Raw genomic sequence first — 18,447 nt, forward strand, 5'->3', positions numbered from 1 at the left:
CCGCGGCCGCGCCACGACAACCCGATCCGGTCGTGGCGCGGTCGCGCCTCCTCCGGGCGTCACACCGCGCGCAGATAGCGTCGGGCGATGACGCGCTGCGCCAGCGCAGCCACCGGCGCGCCCGCCCTGATCCACCATTTCACGGGCCGCGAGAACGCCCGCACCTGCGCGTAGACCGTGCCATCGGCCGGGTCGTAGCGCACCGAGAACAACTCCTCGCCGCGCTCGGGGTGCCCCGGCAGCGTGCCGTAGGCGAAGCCGCGCCGGTTGTCCTCCCGGAGGACGTAGACCACCCGGCACGGCGCGGTCAGGAACCCTATTCGCACCATCACGGTCGCGCCCACCTCGGCAACGTCGCTGTCCGCCCGCACACCCAGACCGGCTCCGCGCTGCATTCCCCAGTGCAGCACGGCCTCACCCGCCTCCTCGAACCGCTGCCGGCCGTGGCCGATCGGGGCGACGCGCTCCAGGTGCTGATATCCATCGGGCAGCGCTCCGGCGGTGGCGCCCACCTCGGCGTAGGTCAGCGGTAGGTCCCGCAGCTTGTTCAAGTCCACCGGGCCAACCCTGCCATCGTGGCCGCGGCGTCCGCCCGGTAATCGGCTGAACGTTAAATAGACGGGTGACAGCCCCACATGCCGGCGGCGGTTTCAACCCGCCCGAGCCGACCCAGAAGGGCGGGCCGGACTACGGCCGCTTCCTGGAGACCATGCGTGCCCTGCAGGACCACGCCCGCGCCGTCGACGCCCCCGACGAGGTGATCAGCCGGGCCGCCGACGCGCTGCGGGAAGTCTGCGATTTGTTGGCGCCCTTCGACAGCGACGAATGGTCGTCGCCGTCGGGCCGCCGGTTGGATCTGCCCATGCGCGGCAACCTGCTTCCGGTGCCGATGAAGCTCAAGAGGAGCGACGACGGACGGCTCCGCGGCTGGGCCCGGTTTCGGCGCTTCCACCTGGGGCGCAACGGTGCCGCGCACGGCGGCGCCATCGGGCTGCTGTTCGACTCGGTGCTGGGCACCGCGTCGTGGTTGCTGACCGGCGGCCCCTACCAGCGCACCGCCTATCTGCACGTCAACTACCGCAGCATTGTCCCGATCGAGCGGGAGTTACAGCTCGAGACGTGGATCAGCCGGACCGAGGGCCGAAAGATCTTCGTCGAGACCACACTGCGCGACGGCGATACGCTGCTGGCCGACGGCGAGGCGTTGTTCGTGGTGCTCAAACCCGGCCAGCCGTGAGCCGGTGTACTCCCGCGGGTCGGCCACGACAGCCCCGATAGCATGGTCGCGGACGTTTCGACCACCACGCATCCCCCTGGAGACCACGCCATGAGCGCGCCCGCACAGCCCGCCCCGATCCGGGTTCCTGCCGGCACCACCGCCGCCGACGCGGTGCGCGCGGCGGGCCTGCCCAGCCGCGGGGCGCCGGATGCGATCGTGGTGGTGCGCGACGCACAGGGCAAGCTGCGCGACCTGAGCTGGATTCCCGACACCGACACCGAAGCGACCCCGGTACCGGCCGACACCGAGGATGGCCGCAGCGTCATCCGGCACTCGTGCGCGCACGTGCTGGCCCAGGCGGTACAGGACTTGTTCCCGGCCGCCAAGCTCGGTATCGGTCCGCCGATCACCGACGGCTTCTACTACGACTTCGACGTACCCGAGGCCTTCACCCCGGAGGATCTGGCCGCGTTGGAAAAGCGGATGCGGGTCATCATCAAAGACGGCCAGGTGTTCTCCCGGCGGGTCTATGAGTCCAAGGAGGCTGCCCGCGCCGAGCTGGCCGGTGAGCCCTACAAACTGGAACTCGTCGACGACAAGTCCGGTGACAGCGAGATCATGGAGGTCGGCGGTGATGAGCTCACCGCCTACGACAACCTCAATCCCCGTACCCGCGAACGGGTCTGGGGCGACCTGTGTCGCGGCCCGCACATCCCGACCACCCGGTTCATCCCGGCGTTCAAACTCACCCGCTCCTCGGCGGCCTACTGGCGCGGCGACCAGAACAACGCCAGCCTGCAACGTGTCTACGGCACCGCGTGGGAGTCCCAGGAGGCATTGGACCGTCACCTCGAGCTGATCGAGGAAGCTCTGCGTCGCGACCACCGCAGGCTCGGTGTGGAACTGGACTTGTTCAGCTTCCCCGACGAGATCGGTTCGGGCCTACCGGTTTTCCACCCCAAGGGCGGAATCATCCGCCGGGAGCTGGAGGACTACTCGCGGCGCAAGCACATCGAGGCGGGCTACCAGTTCGTCAACACCCCGCACATCACCAAGGCGGCGCTGTACGAAACCTCCGGCCACCTGCAGTGGTACTCGGAGGGGATGTACCCGCCGATGCAAATCGACGCGGAGTTCGCCGAGGACGGCACGCTGCGCAAGCCCGGCCAGGACTACTACCTCAAGCCGATGAACTGTCCGATGCACCACCTGATCTACCGGTCGCGTGGACGTTCCTACCGGGAACTTCCGTTGCGGCTCTTCGAGTTCGGCAGTGTGTACCGCTATGAACGCTCCGGGGTGGTGCACGGTCTGACGCGGGTTCGCGGCATGACCCAGGACGATGCGCACATCTACTGCGCGCGGGAATCCATGCGCGACGAACTGACCTCGCTGCTGCGCTTCGTGCTCGACCTGCTCGCCGACTACGGCCTGGACGACTACTACCTGGAGCTGTCCACCAAGGACCCGGAGAAGTACGTCGGCTCCGACGAGGTGTGGGAAGAGGCCACCGAGACGCTGCGCGAGGTCGCCGAGGCATCCGGGCTGACCCTGGTGCCCGACCCGGGCGGTGCGGCGTTCTACGGGCCGAAGATCTCGGTGCAGGTCAAGGACGCTCTGGGCCGCAGCTGGCAGATGTCGACCATTCAGCTCGACTTCAACATGCCCGACCGGTTCGAGCTGGAGTACACCGCGGCCGATGGCACTCGGCAGCGCCCGGTGCTGATCCACCGGGCCTTGTTCGGCTCGATCGAGCGCTTCTTCGGGGTGCTGACCGAGCATTACGCCGGGGCGTTCCCGGCCTGGCTGGCGCCGGTGCAGGTGGCCGGCATCCCGGTCGCCGACCAGCACGTGGATTACCTGGAAGAGGTTGCCGCACAACTGCGCAGCCACGGGGTGCGGGTCGAGGTGGACGCCAGTGACGACCGGATGCCCAAGAAGATCGTCAACCACACCAACGCGCACGTGCCGTTCATGCTGCTGGCCGGCGACCGCGACGTCGAGGCGGGCGCGGTCAGCTTCCGGTTCGCCGACCGCACCCAGATCAACGGTGTGCCGCGCGACGAGGCGGTCGCTGCGATCGCCGGCTGGATCGCCGCACGCGACAACACCGCGCCGACCGCGGAGACGCTCAAGGTCGGCTTGAAGGTGGGCGAAGTCAAGTGACCGGCGATGGGGGCGGCGAACAGCGGATCGTCGACACCGGTGTCGGTGAGCCCGACCGGCTCGAGCGGCTGTGGACGCCCTACCGCATGACTTATCTGGCCGAGGCGCCCCTCCAGCGCGACCAGGCGGGGTCGGCGGGGTCCCGCCAGCCGTTCACCGACATCCCCACCCTGTCCGATGAGGACGGGTTGGTGGTGGCCCGCGGTGAGTACGTCTATGCGGTGCTCAACCTCTACCCGTACAACCCGGGCCACCTGATGGTGGTTCCCTACCGGCGGTTCTCGGAGTTCGAGGACCTCACCGAACCCGAGGGCGCCGAGCTGATGACGTTCATCCAGAAGGCCATCCGGGTGATCAAGGCGGTATCGCGGCCACACGGGTTCAATGTCGGCCTGAACCTGGGCGAGTCGGCCGGCGGGTCGCTGGCCGAGCATCTGCATGTGCATGTCGTGCCGCGCTGGGGCGGCGACGCGAACTTCATCACGATCGTCGGCGGCTCCAAGGTGATCCCACAGTTGCTGCGCGACACGCGCCGGCTGCTCGCCGAGGAGTGGGCGAAACAGCAATGAGCAGGCTGCCTTTCCTGTCCCGGGCGACCTTCGCCGGTATCACCACACCGGTGGCGCGGGCCTTCCTGCGGGCCGGGTTCACCGCCGACATCGTCACGATCCTGGGCACCGCCGGCGCGGTGCTGGCGGCGCTGACACTGTTCCCGACCGGTCAGTTGTTCGCCGGCACGCTGGTGGTCTGGTTCTTCGTGCACTTCGACATGCTCGACGGGGCGATGGCCCGCCTGAGCGGCGGTGGTAGTGCGTTCGGCGCGGTACTGGACGCGACCTGCGACCGGATCAGTGACGGAGCGGTGTTCTGCGGGCTGGCATGGTGGGCGGCGTTCGGCATGGACAGCCCCCCGCTGGTGGTTGCGACAATGATCTGCTTGGTGACTTCGCAGGTGATCTCCTACATCAAGGCACGCGCCGAAGCCAGCGGCCTGCGGGGCGACGGCGGTTACATCGAACGTCCGGAACGGCTGATCATCGTGCTGGTGGGCGCCGGATTGTCCGATCTGCCGGTCTATCCGCTGCCGTGGGCGCTGCACGTGGCGATGTGGCTGCTTGCGGTGGCCAGCCTGATCACCTGCGCCCAGCGCCTGCACACCGTGCGCATCTCGCCGGGTGCGGTGGAGCCGATGTCGGACGCCGACGGCGAGGGAACGCCCGGATCGTGACATTCCTCCCGAGCGGTCTGCGAGTTCCCGGGCTCAGTCAGCTGGACGCCTGGGCCACCGACGCCGGGTTCGCCGCAGGCTGGATGATGGTGCGTGCGCTGCCGGAATTCGTCGCCCGCAACGCCTTCGATGCCGGTGCGCTGGTCGCGGCCCGCGGCGGGGGCCCCGAGCAGCTGCGCAAGAACCTGGCCCGGGTGCTGGGGGTGGCGCCCGCCGAGGTGCCGTCGGCGCTGATGCGGGCCTCGCTGGCGTCGTACGCCCGGTACTGGCGCGAGGCGTTCCGGCTGCCCACCATGGACCACGCCGAATTGGCCGGCCGGCTGCACGATGGGGTGCGGGGCAAGGAGAACATCGAGGTCGCCCTGCAGGCCGGGCGCGGCGCGGTGCTGGCGTTGCCGCACAGCGGCAACTGGGACATGGCCGGGGTCTGGCTGGCGCAGACCCACGGCGGGTTCACCACCGTCGCCGAGCGGCTCAAACCCGAATCGCTGTACCGGCGCTTCGTCGAATTCCGGGAGAGCCTGGGCTTCGAAGTGCTGCCGCTGTCCGGCGGCGAACGCCCCCCGTCGGATGTACTGGCCGAGCGACTGAGGGCCAACGGGCTGGTCTGCCTGATGGCCGACCGCGACCTGACCCGAAGCGGGGTCGCGGTCGACTTCTTCGGCGAATCCACCCGGATGCCGGCCGGCCCGGCCAGACTCGCGATCGAAACCGGTGCGGCACTGCTGCCGGCGCACTGCTGGTTCGACGGCGCCGGGTGGGGTGTCCGGATTCATCCGCCGCTGGACTGCGCAGGCGCTGATGTCGAGGTGATCACCCAGGCGCTGGCCGACACGTTCACCGAGGGCATCGCCGCCTATCCGGAAGATTGGCACATGATGCAGCCGCAATGGGTCGCCGACCTTCCCGAGTCTCGACGGGCGCGGCTGGGGGAGAGCTGATGCGGATTGGCATGGTCTGCCCCTACTCGTTCGACGTGCCGGGCGGGGTGCAGGCTCATGTGCTGCAACTGGCCGAGGTGCTGCGTGCCCGTGGGCATGAGGTCAGTGTGTTGGCGCCGGCCTCGCCGCACGTGGAGTTGCCCGACTACGTCGTCTCCGCCGGCAAGGCCGTCGCGATCCCCTACAACGGGTCGGTGGCTCGGCTGCAGTTCAGCCCGGCCGCGCATCGCAAGGTCAAGAAGTGGCTCATGAGCGGTGACTTCGACGTGCTGCATCTGCACGAGCCGAACGCCCCCAGCCTGTCGATGCTGGCCCTGAACGTGGCCGAGGGCCCGATCGTGGCCACCTTTCACACCTCGACGACCAAATCGCTGACGCTGAGCGTGGCCCAGGCCTTGCTGCGGCCGATGCACGAAAAGATCATCGGCCGTATCGCGGTGTCGGATCTGGCCCGGCGCTGGCAGATGGAGGCGCTGGGATCCGACGCGGTGGAGATCCCCAACGGGGTCGAGGTGGCCGCGTTCGCCACGGCTGAGCCGTTGCCCGGCTACCCGCGCCCCGGCCGCACGGTGTTGTTTCTGGGCCGCTACGACGAACCCCGCAAGGGCATGGCGGTGCTGCTCGGTGCGCTGCCGGCGTTGGTCGAGAAGTTCGCCGACCTTCAGGTGCTGATCGTCGGCCGCGGGGATGAGGACGAATTGCGCAGCGATGCAGGCGCGTTGGCACATCACCTGCGATTCCTGGGGCAAGTCGACGACGCCGAGAAAGCGTCGGCGCTGCGCAGCGCCGACGTGTACTGTGCGCCGAACACCGGCGGTGAGAGCTTCGGCATCGTGCTGGCCGAGGCGATGGCCGCCGGTGCCGCGGTGGTCGCCAGTGACCTGGACGCGTTCCGCCGGGTGCTGCGCGACGGGAAGGCCGGCCGGCTGGTGCCGGTCGATGACCCCGCGGGCTTGGCCGCCGCCCTGATCGAGGTGCTCGGCGACGACGAGTTGCGGGCGTCCTATGTGGCGGCGGGCCGCGAGGCGGTACGCCGCTACGACTGGTCGGTGGTGGCCGACCAGATCATCCGGGTCTACGAGACGGTCGCCGGTGTCGGCCGTAAGGTCTCGGTGGGCGACTGATGGCTCCGACGGTCCTGGGGATCGTATTGGTCCTGGTTGCCGTGGCGGTGCTGGCCGTCACGGTGGGCTGGGCCTTCCAGACCGCCAACCGGCTCAACCGGCTGCACGTGCGCTGCGATCTGTCCTGGCAGGCACTGGACGGATCGCTGGCGCGCCGTGCCGTGGTGGCCCGGGCCGTCGCGATCGAGGCCTACGGCGACGAAGTGGCCGGGCGGCGGCTGGCCGCTCTGGCCGATGTCGCCGAGCGGGCGTCACGTGACGCGCGTGAGACGGCCGAGAACGCGCTGTCGGCCGAACTGGCGATGGTCGACGCCGCGTCGTTACCACCGGCGATGGTCGCCGAGCTGGCCGACGCCGAAGCCCGGGTGCTGCTGGCCCGCCGATTCCACAACGACGCGGTCCGTGACACGGTGGCGCTGCGCGACCGCCCGCTGGTTCGGGCGCTGCATCTGGGTGGAACCGCGCCGATGCCAACCTATTTCGAGATCGTCGAACGGGCAGGAATGATCGCTCACGGCGATCACGGCGTGCTGGATCCACGCGTCTCGGCGCGGGTGGTGCTGCTCGACGAGGCGGGCTCGGTGCTGCTGCTGCGCGGCCGCGACCCGGCCCTGCCGGACGACGCCGCAAACCCGGCACCGCGCTGGTGGTTCACCATCGGGGGGCAGGTGTTACCCGATGAGCCGCTGGCCGAGGCGGCGGCGCGCGAACTGGCCGAGGAGACCGGTCTGAAGGTCGGCCCCGGCGAGCTGGTCGGACCGATCTGGCGCCGCGACGCGGTCTTCGAGTTCAACGGCGAACGGCTCGACAGCCAGGAGTTCTTCTTCGTCCACCGCACCGGCCGATTCGAGCCGTCCGCTGCAGCTCGGACCGGGCTGGAGCAGCGCTACCTGCAAGGCCACCGCTGGTGTGACGCCGCGGCGATCGCCGAGTTGGCCGCCGCGGGCGAGAAGGTCTATCCGCTGCAACTGGGCGAGCGGCTCGCCGAGGCGGGCCGGCTGGCCGACGCCGCCCGAACCACTGCGGACGTTCGCCGGATCACCTGACCGTGGTACGCCGGGAGCGGGAAAAACCCCGCGGCGCCGGGCGGCATCCGCTTAGCCTGAACGGGTGAACCCCAAGCCATCCCACCGAGCGGTCCAGGTGCCGTCCGTCGGTGAATCGATGACCCTGGTCGACGTCGACACCCCCGCACCGGGGCCCGGCGAGGTCCGGATCGCCGTCGCCGCCTGCGGTGTCTGCGGTACCGACCAGGCCTTCGTCAACGCGGGCTTCCCGGGGATGACGTGGCCGGTGACCCTCGGGCACGAGATCGCCGGCACGATCGCCGAACTGGGTGCCGGTGTGACGGACTGGCAGGTCGGTGAACGGGTTGCGGTCGGCTGGTTCGGCGGGAACTGCAACCATTGCATTCCTTGCCGCAAAGGCGATTTCATCCACTGCGCCAATGCGCAGGTGCCCAGCTGGCACTACCCGGGCGGCTACGCCGAATCGGTGACGGTGCCGGCCAACGCCCTGGCCCGAATCCCCGATGAGTTGTCCCTGGTCGAAGCCGCACCGATGGGCTGTGCCGGGGTCACCACCTACCACGCGTTGCGGTCGACCAGGGCGCGGGCGGGGGACCGGGTCGCGGTGCTGGGCCTGGGCGGTTTGGGGCATCTGGGCGTGCAATTCGCCGCCGCCATGGGTTTCGAGACGATCTCGATCGCCCGCGGAGCCGCCAAGGAAGCCGACGCCCGCGCGCTCGGCGCCCACCACTACATCGACTCCACCGCCGGGGACGTCGCACAGGCGATGGCGGCGCTCGGGGGTGTGGCGGTAGTGCTGGCCACCGCGGCCAACTCGCGAGCGATGGCCGACACCGTCGGCGGGCTGGCGCCGCGCGGGGAACTCATCACTATCGGGGTCACCGCCGAGCCGTTAGCGATCGCCCCCGTGCAACTGATCACCCCGGGGCTCAGCGTGACCGGACACCCTTCGGGCACTGCCCGCGATATCGAGGAGACCATGGCCTTCGCGGTGCTGTCGGGAGTTCGGGCCCGCATTGAAGAACGGCCGCTGGCTCAGGCGGCCGAGGCGTACGCCGCCATGGAGGAGGGCCGGGCCCGCTACCGCATGGTCCTGACGATGTGAATTAACTTGTGCCTACGCGACATTCGCGTCGTAGTCCCAGCGGGCCGACGGTTTCATCCCTGGGGGCACCCAGCCGACGAACAGGTGCCCGCGTGACGTCGGCTCCACGCCCAGCAGTTCTCGGACCTTCGAGTAGCGCAACCCGCGGCTCGGATACGCACAGAACGCACCGTGCACAATAAATGACATATGAGTAGGGATGCCCATATATATCGGAGAAGCTGGGAATGACGGCCGGCCGCCGGGGCCGGCCGCCCGGTGGAGGCAATCCGCCCGAGCACGCGCGGGAGTTGCTCCTCGACGCCGCCGAGCGATCGTTCGCCCGGCGCGGCTACCGGGCTTCGACCATGCAGGTCATCGCCCGCGAAGCCGGTTACACCCGGGCGGTGATCTATCGGCACTCGGCACTTCGCCAGCAGGGACGGGCTGCTCGACGCCTTAATGGAGCGCGTCGCCGCACGCAAGATCGCCGAGATCACCACCCGGCTGGAGGCGGCGACCAACCCGGGCGCCCTGGTGACGGAGTCGCTGGTCATCGTGGCCACCGAGGTCGCCCACGACCCCTTGTTGCGGGTGATCTCCGAACACACCGACGAGGGCAACGTCGCCGCGCTGATCGCCCGGTCGGTGACCTTCAGTAAGTACTGGCGGGCCTCTATGAGATTGAATTCGAGCAGGCCGGCGAGCAATTGCGGGCCGGGCTTCGCCCCGGCGACGCCGCCCGCTTCGTATTGTCGGTCGCCCCGGGTCTGCTGCTCGGACTCATTCCCGGTGCCGACGATGCCGGCTGGGTCCGCCGTTATGTGCAGGTGTTCGTGGTGCTGGCGTTTGATGGCCGACCCGCCGCCGGCCGGACCCCTCTTCGCGCCGCGAAGAAAGGTCCGCGGCAGCGAGGCCGAAAAACAGCTGGCGGTCGCCCACTACACTGGGCGAGTATCACGAGCGAGGAGAAGCATTCAGTGAACAGCGCGGGGCAGAACGGTTCGGCACCCGACGGACAAACGGGCACAGCGCGGGTCAAGCGCGGCATGGCCGAGATGCTCAAGGGCGGTGTCATCATGGACGTCGTCACCCCCGAGCAGGCCCGCATCGCCGAGGGCGCCGGAGCCGTCGCGGTGATGGCGCTGGAGCGGGTGCCCGCCGACATCCGCGCTCAGGGCGGGGTGTCGCGGATGAGCGACCCGGACATGATCGAGAGCATCATCGCGGCGGTGACCATCCCGGTGATGGCCAAGGTGCGTATCGGCCACTTCGTCGAAGCGCAGATCCTGCAGAGCCTCGGGGTGGACTACATCGACGAGTCGGAGGTGCTCACCCCGGCCGATTACAGCCACCACATCGACAAGTGGCAGTTCACCGTCCCGTTCGTGTGCGGGGCGACCAACCTGGGCGAGGCGCTGCGCCGGATCACCGAGGGGGCGGCCATGATCCGCTCCAAAGGTGAGGCCGGAACCGGGGACGTCTCCAATGCCACCACCCACATGCGTGCCATCGGCGGCGAGATCCGCCGGCTGACGTCGCTGGCGCCAGACGAATTGTTCGTCGCGGCAAAGGAATTGCAGGCGCCCTACGAATTGGTCGCCGAAGTCGCCAAGGCCGGCAAGCTGCCGGTGACGCTGTTCACCGCCGGGGGCATCGCCACGCCCGCCGATGCGGCGATGATGATGCAGCTCGGCGCCGAGGGCGTTTTCGTGGGCTCCGGCATCTTCAAGTCCGGTGATCCGGCGGCGCGCGCGGCGGCCATCGTCAAAGCCACCACCTTCCATGACGACCCCGACGTGTTGGCCCGGGTGTCGCGCGGGCTGGGCGAGGCGATGGTCGGCATCAACGTGGAGGACATCGCGCAACCGCACCGGCTTGCCGAACGCGGCTGGTAGACATTCTCTGTGTCGATCGAAGAGATCCTCGATCTCGAGCAGCTCGAGGTCAACATCTATCGCGGCAGCGTGTTCAGTCCGCTGTCCGCCAATCATCAACGCACCTTCGGCGGGCACGTCGCCGGTCAGGCGCTGGTGTCGGCGGTACGCACCGTGGAACCGGGATTCGGAGTGCATTCGCTGCACGGCTACTTCCTGCGGCCCGGAGATGCCAGGGCGCCCACGGTGTTTCTGGTCGAGCGAGTGCGCGACGGTGGTTCGTTCTGCACCCGGCGGGTCAACGCGGTGCAGCACGGCGAGACGATCTTCAACATGTCGGCGTCGTTTCAGTGTGAGCAGCGCGGTATCGGCCACCAAGATGTGATGCCCGAAGCGCCCGACCCGAAAGACCTGCCCGACATCGCCGCCATGAAAGCCTTTGACGACGAGGGTTTCAAGGCGTTCGCCGAGTGGGATCTGCGCCGGGTGCCCAACGAACTGTTGCCGCACATCCCGGGCAAGGTCGCCGAGCAGCAGGTCTGGTTCCGCCACCGGGACCGGTTGCCCGACGATCCGGTGCTGCACATCTGTGCGCTGGCCTACATGAGCGACCTGACCCTGCTCGGCGCCTCTTGGTCGATCCACCCGGCCGAGCGCGATCTCCTGCAGGTGGCGTCGCTGGACCATGCGATGTGGTTCATGCGTCCCTTCCGGGCCGACGAGTGGCTGCTCTATGACCAGTCGTCGCCGTCGGCGAACGCCGGTCGCGCGCTCACCCAGGGCAAGATCTACAACCGATCCGGAGACATGGTGGCCGCCGTCATGCAGGAGGGGTTGACCCGCTACCCGGCCGGGTACCAGTCGGCCGACCGGTGAGCGGCCCGCGCATCGGAGTACTCGCCCTGCAGGGCGACGTCCGCGAACACCTTGCTGCACTGATCGCCGTCGGCGCCGACCCGGTGCCGGTGCGCCGCCGGGCGGAACTCGACGCCGTCGACGCCCTGCTGCTCCCCGGTGGCGAGTCGACCACGATGAGTCATCTGCTGCGCGAGCTGGAGCTGATCGACCCGCTGCGGGCCCGGCTGGCCGACGGGATGCCGGCGTACGGATCCTGTGCGGGAATGATTCTGCTGGCCGGCGAGATCGTCGACGCAGGCGCCGACGGGCGCGCTGCCATACCGTTGTCGGGGATCGACATGACCGTGCGGCGCAACGCTTTCGGCCGGCAGGTCGATTCCTTCGAAGGCGACGTGCAGTTCACCGGTTTGGACGATCCGGTGCATGCGGTATTCATCCGGGCGCCCTGGGTGGAGCGGGTCGGGCCCGGTGTCCAGGTGCTGGCGAAGGCCGCCGGACACCCCGTGGCGGTGCGGCAGGGCGCGGTGCTGGCCACCTCGTTTCACCCGGAGGTGACCGGCGACCGCCGGATTCACCGGCTGTTCGTCGACATCGTCACCCGTAAGGCCTGACCGGCACGGCCCCTGCCGGGCACCCATCGGCTGACACGAATACCGTCGCCGGCACCGACCAGGCATGATGTGCGCATGGCAGATCTTGCGCGGGGCGGATTTCGCCGCGCGGTGAAACTGGCGAGCCTGCCGGCCGGGGTCGCGGGACGCGCAGCGCTGGGTGTGGGCAAGCGGATGACCGGCAAGTCCAGGGACGAGGTCAACGCCGAGCTCCTGGAGAAGGCCGCCGACGAGATGTTCAAGGTGCTCGGCGAGCTCAAGGGCGGCGCGATGAAAGTCGGCCAGGCGCTGTCGGTGATGGAGGCCGCGATTCCGCCGCAGTTCGCCGAACCATTCCGCGAGGCGTTGGTCAAGCTCCAAAGCGAGGCCCCACCGCTGCCGGCCGCCAAGGTGCATCGGGTGCTCGACGCCCAGCTCGGCACCAAATGGCGGGAGCGTTTCACGTCCTTCGACGACACCCCGGCCGCGTCGGCAAGCATCGGGCAGGTGCACCGGGCGGTCTGGAAGGACGGGCGCGCAGTCGCCGTGAAAATCCAATACCCCGGCGCCGACGAGGCGCTGCGCGCCGACCTCAAACTGATTCAGCGGTTCAACTGGGTCGCCAAGCAAGTCGTGCCGGGCGCGGACGTGGACCGAGTGGTCTCGGAGATCAATGACACCTTGGAAGCCGAACTCGAGTACCGGCAGGAGGCCGATAATCAGCGGGCCTTCGCCAAGGCCTTCGCCGGGGACCCGAAGTTCGCTGTGCCGGCGGTGATCGCCAGCGCGCCGAAGGTCATCGTCTCGGAGTGGATCGAAGGCCGGCGTCTGTCGGCGATCATCAGCAGCGGCACCAAACAGGAGCGGGACTCCGCGTGCGCGCTGCTGCTGGAATTCACCTTCAGCTCACCGGCGCGGGTGGGCCTGGTACACGCCGACCCGCACCCCGGCAACTTCATGCTGCTGGCCGACGGGCGCCTGGGCGTCATCGACTTCGGCGCGGTGGCCGAGCATCCCGGCGGCATCCCCCCGGAGTTCGCCGAACTGCTGTGCTGGGCGCGTGACGAGCAGTGGGACGAGGTGATCCGGCTGCTCAAGCAGCTCGGTTTCATGCCGGCCGACTATGAGCTGAGTGCTGAGCAACTGGTGGAGTACATCCAACCGCTGTGGCCCTACATCGACCCACTGCGCTCGGGGGAGTTCCATTTCACCCGCAAGTGGTTCCAGAAATCGGCCCTGGTCACCACAGATCCGATGGCCGAAGGCTTCGCCGACCGATTCAAGATGGCGCGTCAGATGACCCTTCCGGCGGGTTACGTCATGTTGCTGCGCACGCTGGGCGGCCTGCTGGGGGTCGCGGTGCAGCTGGACGCGCACGTCGACTACGCCGCGCTGATCGAGCGATGGGTGCCCGGGTTCTTCCCGCCCGACCAGCCCCCGGCGCGCGAGCAGGACTGACACGTAGACTCGTCGCGCAAAGTTTTTGATGCGACAGTGAGGTAGGCAACTGATGAGCGGCCATTCCAAGTGGGCCACCACCAAGCACAAGAAGGCCGTTATCGACGCTCGCCGCGGCAAGAACTTCGCTCGGTTGATCAAGAACATCGAGGTTGCGGCACGAGTCGGTGGTGGTGATCCGTCGGGTAATCCGACGTTGTACGACGCCATCCAGAAGGCGAAGAAGAACTCGGTGCCCAATGACAACATCGAGCGGGCCCGCAAGCGTGGCGCGGGTGAGGAAGCCGGCGGGGCGGACTATCAGACCATCACCTATGAGGGGTACGGGCCCAACGGTGTCGCGGTGCTGATCGAGTGTCTGACCGATAACCGCAACCGTGCTGCCAGTGAGGTGCGGGTCGCGATGACCCGCAACGGCGGCACCATGGCCGACCCGGGATCGGTCGCCTACCTGTTCAGCCGCAAGGGGACGGTGACCCTGGAGAAGAACGGGCTGACCGAGGATGACGTGCTGGTGGCGGTGCTCGATGCCGGCGCCGAGGACGTCAACGACCTCGGTGAGAGCTTCGAGGTGATCTCCGAGCCGGGCGATCTGGTGGCGGTGCGCACGGCGCTCGTCGACGCCGGCATCGACTACGAGTCGGCCGAGGCCAGCTTTCAGCCGTCGGTCAGTGTCGCGGTGGACGTCGAGGGCGCCCGCAAGGTCTTCAAGCTGGTTGAGGCGCTCGAGGACAGCGACGATGTACAGAACGTGTGGACCAACGTCGATCTGTCCGACGAGGTGCTGGCCGAACTGGCCGAGGACTGAGTACCCGGTAGTTCGCCGCCCAGACCGGATCGGCCGGGGTCGCGGGTGTCAATCGGCCTGCAGAGCCGTACCCAGCAGCTCTGGTTGGCCGAACTGGGCGAAGCCGGCACGATCACCACGACGTTCGGGGTGTCTTCGGGGTGCCGTTAGATGATTTCTGTATTCCATTGCAGCAGAGGCTATATCGGACAATTGTCGAACGGTCGGATCCGCCTGGGACGCCAGATCATGCCGCTCTCGTCGGCTGTTGGCGACGGTCGGCCGGGGCGGTCTGGGCAATAGGCCGGAGGTGGCCTGCCATCACCGCGGCGGATGTTTCGGCCACACCGGCGGGGGCATGGTGCCCGGGCACGGGTGCCTCAACGCGGTGTCGGGCAGGGATGAGGCGGGGCGATCCGCCGGCGCTCCGCGTGTCCTACCCGGGAGTGTCGGCGCCAACCGCTACTGTTCGAACAGGTGTTCACTACGGGTAGGGAGCGTGTGGTGCGGGTGATGGGTGTCGACCCCGGGCTGACCCGCTGCGGGCTGTCGGTGGTCGAGGGCGGTCGGGGGCGCCAGGTCACGGCGTTGGACGTCGACGTGGTGCGCACCCCCGCCGATCAGCCCCTGCCGCAGCGGTTGCTGACGATCAGTGACACCGCCGAGCACTGGCTGGACACCCACCGGCCGGATGTCCTCGCCGTCGAGCGGGTGTTCTCCCAGCAGAACGTCTCCACGGTGATGGGCACCGCCCAGGCCGGCGGCGTGATCGCGCTGCAGGCCGCCCGGCGCGGCATCGACGTGCATTTCCACACCCCCAGCGAGGTCAAGGCCGCGGTGACGGGCAACGGGTCCGCCGACAAGGCGCAGGTGACGGCGATGGTCACCAGAATCCTCGGGTTGCAGCAGAAGCCCACGCCCGCTGACGCGGCGGACGCTCTCGCGCTGGCGATCTGCCACTGCTGGCGCGCCCCGATGATCGCGCGGATGGCGGCCGCCGAGGCGCTGGCCGCCGAACAGCGCCGCCGCTACACCGCCAAACTCAAGGCGGCGCGGGCATGATCGCCTCGGTGCGCGGAGAGGTCATCGACATCGCACTCGATCATGTGGTGGTCGAGGCGGCCGGGATCGGCCACAAGGTGATGGCCACCCCCGCGACGCTGTCGATGTTGCGCCGCGGCAGCGAGACCCGGTTGATCACCGCGATGATTGTGCGTGAGGATTCGATGACGCTGTACGGCTTTCCCGACGCCGAAGCGCGTGATCTGTTTCTGACCTTGATCGGGGTGTCGGGGATCGGGCCCAAGATCGCGCTGGCCGCGCTGGCGGTCTACGACGCGACCGCGCTGCGCCGGGTGCTGGCCGACGGCGACGTCACCGCGCTGACCCGGGTGCCCGGGATCGGTAAGCGCGGCGCCGAGCGCTTGGTGCTGGAACTGCGCGACAAGATCGGGCCGGTCGCCGCGTCCGATGGCGTGGTCTTCAACGGTCACGCGGTGCGCGCACCGGTCGTCGAAGCCCTTGTGGGGCTTGGCTTCGCCGCCAAGCAGGCCGAGGAGGCCACCGACAAGGTACTCGCCGCGGATCCCGAGGCCAGCACCTCTGACGCCCTGCGCACCGCGCTGAGCCGGCTGGGGAAGACCAAGTGAGCGAGACCGACGAACCTGATGCCCGCGAGGTGTCTGCGGCGTTGACGATCGGCGAAGGCGATGTCGACGCCGGCCTGCGTCCGCGCAGCCTGGCGGAGTTCATCGGCCAGCCCCGGGTACGGGAGCAGCTGCAGCTGGTGATCGAGGGCGCCAAGAACCGTGGCGGCACACCGGATCACATCCTGCTCTCCGGCCCGCCCGGCCTGGGCAAGACGTCGCTGGCGATGATCATCGCCAGCGAATTGGGCAGCTCCCTGCGGGTGACGTCGGGACCCGCGCTGGAACGGGCCGGGGATCTGGCGGCGATGCTGTCGAACTTGGTCGAGCACGATGTGTTGTTCATCGACGAGATCCACCGCATCGCCCGGCCGGCCGAGGAGATGCTGTATCTGGCGATGGAGGACTTCCGGGTCGACGTCGTCGTCGGGAAGGGCCCCGGGGCAACCTCGATTCCGTTGGAAGTGGCACCGTTCACCCTGGTCGGCGCCACCACCCGCTCCGGAGCGCTGACCGGTCCGCTGCGGGACCGGTTCGGGTTCACCGCACACATGGATTTCTATGAGCCGGCCGAGCTGCAGCTGGTGCTGGCGCGCTCGGCGACGATCCTCGGGATCGAACTGGGAGCCGAGGCCGCGGTCGAGGTCGCACGCCGATCCCGTGGCACCCCGCGGATCGCCAACCGGCTGCTGCGCCGGGTGCGGGACTACGCGGAGGTGCGCGCCGACGGGGTGATCACCCGCGACGTGGCCAAGGCCGCACTGGCCGTTTACGACGTCGACGAGTTGGGCCTGGACCGCCTCGACCGGGCGGTGCTGTCGGCGTTGACCCGAAGTTTCGGCGGCGGCCCGGTCGGGGTGTCCACCCTGGCGGTGGCGGTGGGGGAGGAAGCGGCCACCGTGGAGGAGGTCTGCGAGCCGTTTCTGGTGCGCGCCGGGATGATCGCCCGTACCCCGCGGGGCCGGGTCGCGACCCCGGCGGCCTGGACGCACCTGGGCCTGGTGCCGCCGGCCGGGGCGGGGGGACTGGGGCAACCCGGGCTGTTCGAGTGATCGTTAGAGCTTCGCCAGTTCGCCGGCCAGCACGTCCAAGCCGTCGGCGAGCAATTCGTCGCTGATGGTCAACGGCGGCAGCAGCCGCAGCACATTGCCGAACGTGCCGCAGGTCAACACGATGACACCGGCCTGATGGCACGCCGTGGCCAGCGCTTTGGTGAGCGCCGGGTCCGGATCGGCGCTGTCGGGCCGCACCAGCTCGACGGCGATCATGGCGCCGCGGCCACGGACGTCGCCGATGCGGTCGTCGTCGGCCTGCAGGCGACCCAGCCGCTCGAACACCACCCGCTCGATCTGCTGGGCCCGGCCGATCAGATCGTCGGCTTCGACGGTGGCCAGCGCCCCCAGCGCGGCCGCGCATGCCACCGGGTTGCCGCCGAACGTCCCACCCAGGCCGCTGACCTGGGGTGCGTCCATGATCTCGGCCCGACCGGTCACCGCCGACAGCGGTAGCCCCCCGCCGATGCCCTTGGCGGTGCAGATCAGATCCGGCGCGATGGGTTCGTGCTCGCAGGCGAACATCGCGCCGGTGCGCGCGAAGCCGGTCTGGACCTCATCGGCGATGAACACCACATCGTTGTCGCGGCACCACGCCAGCAGTGCGGGCAGAAAACCCGGCGCCGGAACGATGAACCCGCCCTCGCCCTGGATCGGTTCGATGACCAGCGCGGCCAGGTTGTTGGCGCCGATCTGGTTCTCCAGCACACCGATGGTGCGTTCGGCGGCCCGTTCGCCGTCGCTGCCCAACTCCTTGTCGACCAGCCCGTCCCGGTAGGGGTAGGACGCCGGCGCGCGATAGACGTCGGGCGCGAACGGCCCGAACCCGCTCTTGTAGGGCATCGACTTGGCCGTCAGTGCCAACGTCAGGTTGGTACGGCCGTGATAGCCGTGGTCGAACGCGACCACCGCGGATTTACGGGTGTAGGACCGGGCGATCTTGACGGCATTCTCCAGGGCTTCGGCGCCGGAGTTGAGCAGCACCGAGCGCTTCTCGAATTTGCCCGGGGTGAGCCGGTTCAGTGCCTCGGCGACGGCCACATACCCCTCGTAGGGCGCCACCATGAAGCAGGTGTGGGTGAACTCGCCGACCTGTTCACGCACCCCGGCAACCACGCGCGGCGCGGCATTGCCGACGGTCGTCACCGCGATGCCCGAGCCCAGATCGATCAGCCGGTTGCCGTCGACGTCCTCCACGATGCCCCCGGCGGCGCGCGCCGCGTAGACCGGCAACGTGCTGGCCACCCCGCGCGCCACGGCCGCCGCGCGGCGCCCCGCCAGCCGCACCGAGCCGGGGCCGGGGATCTCGGTGGCCAGGTGACGGCTCTGCGGCAGCGGCGGCACAGACATCGGGCGGTCTCCTTAGCGGTCCTCAGGGATCCTTGCCGT

Annotated in this window: 20 protein-coding genes and 1 pseudogene; 18 read left to right on the forward strand and 3 right to left on the reverse strand. The window is 69.0% G+C overall.

Annotation, left to right across the window (positions count from 1 at the left end):
* Nucleotides 1–59 precede the first annotated feature (59 nt).
* Nucleotides 60–557 carry a DUF1990 domain-containing protein gene (locus G6N23_RS08545; protein WP_085260524.1) on the reverse strand — a complete coding sequence of 166 codons (498 nt, stop codon included), beginning with the start codon at nucleotides 555–557 and terminating at the stop codon, nucleotides 60–62.
* Nucleotides 558–622: 65 nt separating this feature from the next.
* Here G6N23_RS08545 and G6N23_RS08550 point away from each other — a divergent pair, with 65 nt between their 5' ends.
* The 8 genes from G6N23_RS08550 (at nucleotide 623) to G6N23_RS08585 (ending at nucleotide 8,811) form a co-directional block, all read left to right on the forward strand.
* Nucleotides 623–1,237, forward strand: a complete 615-nt coding sequence (locus G6N23_RS08550) for a PaaI family thioesterase (protein ID WP_085260525.1) — start codon at nucleotides 623–625, stop codon at nucleotides 1,235–1,237.
* 90 nt (nucleotides 1,238–1,327) lie between these two features.
* Complete coding sequence (thrS, locus tag G6N23_RS08555) at nucleotides 1,328–3,385, forward strand: threonine--tRNA ligase (RefSeq protein WP_085260526.1); 2,058 nt, start codon at nucleotides 1,328–1,330, stop codon at nucleotides 3,383–3,385.
* Nucleotides 3,382–3,954, forward strand: a complete 573-nt coding sequence (locus tag G6N23_RS08560; RefSeq protein WP_085260527.1) for an ATP adenylyltransferase — start codon at nucleotides 3,382–3,384, stop codon at nucleotides 3,952–3,954. Before thrS ends, G6N23_RS08560 begins: the two co-directional genes overlap by 4 nt.
* Nucleotides 3,951–4,613, forward strand: coding sequence for a phosphatidylinositol phosphate synthase (gene pgsA, locus G6N23_RS08565; protein WP_085260528.1), 663 nt, complete (start codon nucleotides 3,951–3,953; stop codon nucleotides 4,611–4,613). Before G6N23_RS08560 ends, pgsA begins: the two co-directional genes overlap by 4 nt.
* A gap of 17 nt (nucleotides 4,614–4,630) precedes the next feature.
* The gene (locus G6N23_RS08570; protein ID WP_234808582.1) at nucleotides 4,631–5,554 is read left to right on the forward strand and encodes a phosphatidylinositol mannoside acyltransferase; all 924 of its coding nucleotides are present in this window, start codon (nucleotides 4,631–4,633) and stop codon (nucleotides 5,552–5,554) included.
* On the forward strand, nucleotides 5,554–6,678 hold the full coding sequence (locus G6N23_RS08575) for a glycosyltransferase family 4 protein (protein ID WP_085260530.1): 1,125 nt from the start codon (nucleotides 5,554–5,556) through the stop codon (nucleotides 6,676–6,678). Before G6N23_RS08570 ends, G6N23_RS08575 begins: the two co-directional genes overlap by 1 nt.
* The gene (locus G6N23_RS08580; RefSeq protein ID WP_085260531.1) at nucleotides 6,678–7,724 is read left to right on the forward strand and encodes an NUDIX hydrolase; all 1,047 of its coding nucleotides are present in this window, start codon (nucleotides 6,678–6,680) and stop codon (nucleotides 7,722–7,724) included. Before G6N23_RS08575 ends, G6N23_RS08580 begins: the two co-directional genes overlap by 1 nt.
* Before the next feature lie 118 nt (nucleotides 7,725–7,842).
* Nucleotides 7,843–8,811 (forward strand): alcohol dehydrogenase catalytic domain-containing protein, encoded by a 969-nt coding sequence (locus tag G6N23_RS08585; protein ID WP_085260574.1) that lies wholly within the window; start codon nucleotides 7,843–7,845, stop codon nucleotides 8,809–8,811.
* Nucleotides 8,812–8,823: 12 nt separating this feature from the next.
* Here the strand turns inward: G6N23_RS08585 and G6N23_RS08590 are convergent, their stop codons facing one another.
* A complete protein-coding gene (locus tag G6N23_RS08590) occupies nucleotides 8,824–9,000 on the reverse strand; it encodes a hypothetical protein (protein WP_157997536.1) in 177 nt (58 codons plus the stop codon).
* Nucleotides 9,001–9,038: 38 nt separating this feature from the next.
* Between G6N23_RS08590 and G6N23_RS21910 the strand changes: the two are divergent.
* The 10 genes and pseudogenes from G6N23_RS21910 to ruvB form a co-directional block, all read left to right on the forward strand.
* Nucleotides 9,039–9,161, forward strand: a pseudogene (locus G6N23_RS21910) (TetR/AcrR family transcriptional regulator); the annotation flags it as partial.
* 91 nt (nucleotides 9,162–9,252) lie between these two features.
* Nucleotides 9,253–9,774 carry a TetR/AcrR family transcriptional regulator gene (locus G6N23_RS08595; RefSeq protein WP_234808585.1) on the forward strand — a complete coding sequence of 174 codons (522 nt, stop codon included), beginning with the start codon at nucleotides 9,253–9,255 and terminating at the stop codon, nucleotides 9,772–9,774.
* The gene (gene pdxS / locus G6N23_RS08600) at nucleotides 9,771–10,688 is read left to right on the forward strand and encodes a pyridoxal 5'-phosphate synthase lyase subunit PdxS (protein WP_095173908.1); all 918 of its coding nucleotides are present in this window, start codon (nucleotides 9,771–9,773) and stop codon (nucleotides 10,686–10,688) included. The genes G6N23_RS08595 and pdxS overlap by 4 nt, the downstream gene beginning before the upstream one ends.
* A gap of 9 nt (nucleotides 10,689–10,697) precedes the next feature.
* Complete coding sequence (tesB, locus tag G6N23_RS08605; RefSeq protein WP_085260533.1) at nucleotides 10,698–11,543, forward strand: acyl-CoA thioesterase II; 846 nt, start codon at nucleotides 10,698–10,700, stop codon at nucleotides 11,541–11,543.
* Complete coding sequence (gene pdxT / locus G6N23_RS08610; protein WP_085260534.1) at nucleotides 11,540–12,136, forward strand: pyridoxal 5'-phosphate synthase glutaminase subunit PdxT; 597 nt, start codon at nucleotides 11,540–11,542, stop codon at nucleotides 12,134–12,136. Before tesB ends, pdxT begins: the two co-directional genes overlap by 4 nt.
* Nucleotides 12,137–12,211: 75 nt before the next feature.
* Nucleotides 12,212–13,573 carry an ABC1 kinase family protein gene (locus G6N23_RS08615; protein ID WP_085260535.1) on the forward strand — a complete coding sequence of 454 codons (1,362 nt, stop codon included), beginning with the start codon at nucleotides 12,212–12,214 and terminating at the stop codon, nucleotides 13,571–13,573.
* A 52-nt stretch (nucleotides 13,574–13,625) separates the two neighbouring features.
* Complete coding sequence (locus G6N23_RS08620) at nucleotides 13,626–14,381, forward strand: YebC/PmpR family DNA-binding transcriptional regulator (RefSeq protein WP_085260536.1); 756 nt, start codon at nucleotides 13,626–13,628, stop codon at nucleotides 14,379–14,381.
* 483 nt (nucleotides 14,382–14,864) lie between these two features.
* A complete protein-coding gene (gene ruvC, locus G6N23_RS08625) occupies nucleotides 14,865–15,422 on the forward strand; it encodes a crossover junction endodeoxyribonuclease RuvC (protein ID WP_085260575.1) in 558 nt (185 codons plus the stop codon).
* Nucleotides 15,419–16,009: a Holliday junction branch migration protein RuvA gene (gene ruvA, locus G6N23_RS08630; RefSeq protein ID WP_085260537.1), complete on the forward strand. Its 591-nt coding sequence runs from the start codon at nucleotides 15,419–15,421 to the stop codon at nucleotides 16,007–16,009. Before ruvC ends, ruvA begins: the two co-directional genes overlap by 4 nt.
* A complete protein-coding gene (gene ruvB / locus G6N23_RS08635) occupies nucleotides 16,006–17,058 on the forward strand; it encodes a Holliday junction branch migration DNA helicase RuvB (protein WP_085260538.1) in 1,053 nt (350 codons plus the stop codon). The genes ruvA and ruvB overlap by 4 nt, the downstream gene beginning before the upstream one ends.
* 3 nt (nucleotides 17,059–17,061) lie before the next feature.
* Here the strand turns inward: ruvB and gabT are convergent, their stop codons facing one another.
* Entirely contained in the window at nucleotides 17,062–18,402 is a 1,341-nt protein-coding gene (gabT, locus tag G6N23_RS08640) for a 4-aminobutyrate--2-oxoglutarate transaminase (RefSeq protein ID WP_095174196.1), read from the reverse strand.
* Nucleotides 18,403–18,447: the final 45 nt, after the last annotated feature.

The sequence above is a fragment of the Mycolicibacter terrae genome (assembly GCF_010727125.1).
Taxonomy (GTDB): Bacteria; Actinomycetota; Actinomycetes; order Mycobacteriales; family Mycobacteriaceae; genus Mycobacterium; species Mycobacterium terrae.

Excerpts from the sequence above, each read along its gene's own strand:
- G6N23_RS08585 (WP_085260574.1), top strand. The coding sequence starts at position 7,843 with ATGACCCTGGTCGACGTCGACACCCCCGCACCGGGGCCCGGCGAGGTC.
- G6N23_RS08595 (WP_234808585.1), top strand. The coding sequence starts at position 9,253 with ATGGAGCGCGTCGCCGCACGCAAGATCGCCGAGATCACCACCCGGCTG.
- G6N23_RS08590 (WP_157997536.1), bottom strand. The coding sequence starts at position 9,000 with ATGTCATTTATTGTGCACGGTGCGTTCTGTGCGTATCCGAGCCGCGGG.
- thrS (WP_085260526.1), top strand. The coding sequence starts at position 1,328 with ATGAGCGCGCCCGCACAGCCCGCCCCGATCCGGGTTCCTGCCGGCACC.
- pgsA (WP_085260528.1), top strand. The coding sequence starts at position 3,951 with ATGAGCAGGCTGCCTTTCCTGTCCCGGGCGACCTTCGCCGGTATCACC.
- ruvA (WP_085260537.1), top strand. The coding sequence starts at position 15,419 with ATGATCGCCTCGGTGCGCGGAGAGGTCATCGACATCGCACTCGATCAT.
- G6N23_RS08580 (WP_085260531.1), top strand. The coding sequence starts at position 6,678 with ATGGCTCCGACGGTCCTGGGGATCGTATTGGTCCTGGTTGCCGTGGCG.
- G6N23_RS08615 (WP_085260535.1), top strand. The coding sequence starts at position 12,212 with ATGGCAGATCTTGCGCGGGGCGGATTTCGCCGCGCGGTGAAACTGGCG.
- G6N23_RS08620 (WP_085260536.1), top strand. The coding sequence starts at position 13,626 with ATGAGCGGCCATTCCAAGTGGGCCACCACCAAGCACAAGAAGGCCGTT.
- G6N23_RS08575 (WP_085260530.1), top strand. The coding sequence starts at position 5,554 with ATGCGGATTGGCATGGTCTGCCCCTACTCGTTCGACGTGCCGGGCGGG.